Below are 2,657 nucleotides of genomic sequence, written 5' to 3'. Positions count from 1 at the left end.
AGCGTGGGGCTGATGCCCGTGCCCGACCTGCCGTTCATGCCCGAGGCGCTGCGCGGGCGCTACGTCGCCCACGTCCGGATCGCCTGCACGGGCGGCGCGATCGCCGGCCGCAGGGCCGTCGCGCCGCTGCGCGCGGTCGCACCCCGCCTGATGGACACCCTGCGCGACATGCCGTACACCGCGAGCGGCTCCATCTTCGACGACCCGGTCCACCCGCACGGCTACACGGGGGACAACGCCCTGCTCGGCTCGCTCGGCACCCCGGCGCTGGAAGCCGTCCGGGACCTCGCCGGCCCGGCCGCACCCGTCATGTGTGTCGTGGACCTGCGCCATCTCGGCGGCGCGCTGGCCCGCCCGCCGGCCGTGCCCAACGCGGTCGGCCACCGCGAGGCGGCGTACATCCTGCGCGTGCTCTCACCCGTAGGGCCCTGGAGCGCGGCCGACATCGCCCCCGTCCACGAGAAGCTGCTCGCCGCGGTCCGGCCGTGGACCGTGGGCCGCAGCCTCAACTTCGTCTACGGGACCGGCCGCCCGGCCACGGCCGAGCGGCTCGGCATGCTGTACGACGCCCCCGCCGGGCGGCGGCTGGCCCGGCTGAAGGCCGTACACGATCCCGCGAACACCTTCCGCGTGAACCACAACATCCAGCCGGACCCGGCGTCATGACGTCAGCAGGACAGGCAGGTCACGCGGCCCGTTCGCGATGAAGGAACCGGACCCCGGGATCTCGGAGCGGGGTCGCGCCAGCCGCAGGCCGGGGAAGCGGTCGAAGAGCCGCGGCAGCGCGATCCCGGCCTCCAACCGGGCGAAGGGGGCGCCGAGACAGTGGTGGGCGCCGTGCCCGAAGGCGAGGTGCTCGCGCCTCTCGCGGAGCAGGTCGAAGTCGAGCGCGTCCGGGCCGTGCTGCTCCGGATCCTGGCCGGCCGCCGAGTAGGAGACGAGGATCGCGTCACCCTGCGCGATGGTCACCCCGTCCACGTCGATGTCCTGCGTGGCGAAGCGCAGCGGCATGTGGGCAACCGGGCCGTGCAGGCGCAGGGACTCCTCGATCGCGTCCTGCCAGGTGGCCCGGCCGGCCCGGATGTGCTCCAGCTGATCGGGCCGGGACAGCAGTTCCACCAGTGCGCTGCCCAGCAGGTTGGCCGTGGTCTCGTGACCGGCCCCGATCATGAGCATCAGGGTGTCGGCCAGTTCCTGTTCGTTCAGCCGCTTCCCGTCCTCGGCGCGTACGGCGATCAGCTCGGAGGAGAAGTCGGGTCCGGGGTGCTCGCGCTTGTACGCCACCAGGTCCGTGAGGACCGCGTAGATGGCCCGTCCGCGTTCCTGGATGTCGTCGATGCTCCCGGGATCGCGGAAGAAGGCGTCCATCATCTGCCGCAGCGATTCGCTGGTGGCCTCCGGTATGCCGAACAGCCGGCAGATCACCTGGAAGGGCAGCGGGTGGGTGAAAGCGGCCCGCAGGTCCACCGTCTCCCCGGCCGGCACCGCGGCCAGCTCGTCCAGCAGGGTGGCCGTCACCTCCTCCACGGACGGCGCGAGCGACTTCGTGCGCCGGGCGGTGAAGGCGCCCGCCATCAGCCGGCGCAGCCGGGAGTGCTCGGCGCCGTAGGCCGTGAGCATGTTCTCCACGGACACCCAGGGGTAGAGCGGCCAGTCGGGCGTGATCTCGCCGTCGCGGAAGGCCGGCCAGTGCCGGCGGGGATCCTTGGACACCCGCGGATCCGTCAGGAGCTGCTTGATCCGTTCGTGCCGGGTCACCGACCAGGCCGGCACACCGCCCGGCAGCTCCACCCGGGCGATGGGCCCGAGCCGGCGCAGCGCGGCGGCCTCGCCGGCGAGATCACTCCCCGTGGGGTCCAGCGGGAACACGCTCTGGGACATCTGTTGCTTCCAATCTGCCGGATCCGCCGGCGGTCCCGCGGGCAGGCGACCGCCCACCGCGGCGGTCCCGAGGGGGAGGGGCCGCTGCGGTGGGCGATCACCGGCTAGTGCGAGCCGGGCGTGCCGGGCTCCAGGTTGTAGTTGACGCGGAAGGTGTTGGCCGGGTCGTGCACGGCCTTGAGCCGGACCAGACGTGCGTGGTCCTCGGGGTCGTACGCCGAACGCACCTGCTCCGGACCGGCGTTCTCGCCGATGCCCATGAAGTTCACGAAGCGCCCCGTCGTACGGGGGGCCAGGGCGTCGAAGAGCTGGCGGTGCACCGGCCGTACGGTCTCGGGGGTGAACGGGCCGACCAGGGGCGAGATCACGTAGAGCAGGTAGCGCGCGTCGCGGTGGCCGACCGCGTTCGGCGCTCCCTGCCGCCGGGCCAGCGCGCCACCGAGGTGACGCAGTTCGACGATGCACATGACGGGCGCGCCGGGGCCGACCGTCTTGAGGACCGTCGGCACGTCGGACTCGGCCAGCTCGCTGAGCATGGCGCCGTCCGCGTACCACGGCATGGGAGTCGGCGGATCGTTGTGGATGGCCGCGCTCGCGGTGTACGGCATCTCCGTGAGCGTGTCCAGCAGCCGCGGCGCGACCGCGCGCAGCGGGGCGACCAGACGCTCGCCCTCCTCGGCCGTGCCCGTGTAGGCGATCCGGACGTGGGCTACGTACCGGCCGCGCAGCGGCTCCGGTGCGAAGGGTGCGTCCGGCACCGGGATGAGGGCGAGGGA

Annotated in this window: 2 protein-coding genes and 1 pseudogene; 1 reads left to right on the top strand and 2 read right to left on the bottom strand. The window is 73.1% G+C overall.

All coding sequences use genetic code 11. The features are described from left to right. Window positions 1–666 (top strand): annotated as a pseudogene (locus tag ACZ45T_RS39200) (FAD-binding protein); the annotation flags it as partial. On the opposite strand, the gene ACZ45T_RS39195 reads toward ACZ45T_RS39200, so the two are convergent. Together ACZ45T_RS39195 and ACZ45T_RS39190 are read right to left on the bottom strand one after the other, a co-directional pair. Beyond that, a complete protein-coding gene (locus ACZ45T_RS39195) occupies window positions 661–1,881 on the bottom strand; it encodes a cytochrome P450 family protein (protein WP_468449270.1) in 1,221 nt (406 codons plus the stop codon). The pseudogene ACZ45T_RS39200 and the gene ACZ45T_RS39195 sit on opposite strands and share 6 nt — an antisense overlap. Window positions 1,882–1,985: 104 nt before the next feature. After that, a partial coding sequence (locus ACZ45T_RS39190) for a BBE domain-containing protein (protein ID WP_468449268.1) occupies window positions 1,986–2,657 on the bottom strand: 672 nt, incomplete at its 5' end.

This window comes from Streptomyces sp. NPDC030995 (genome assembly GCF_055571215.1).
This window is presented reverse-complemented; position numbering and strand designations above follow the sequence as displayed.

Coding starts and splice junctions, on each gene's coding strand:
- ACZ45T_RS39195 (WP_468449270.1), bottom strand. CDS start 1,881: ATGTCCCAGAGCGTGTTCCCGCTGGACCCCACGGGGAGTGATCTCGCC.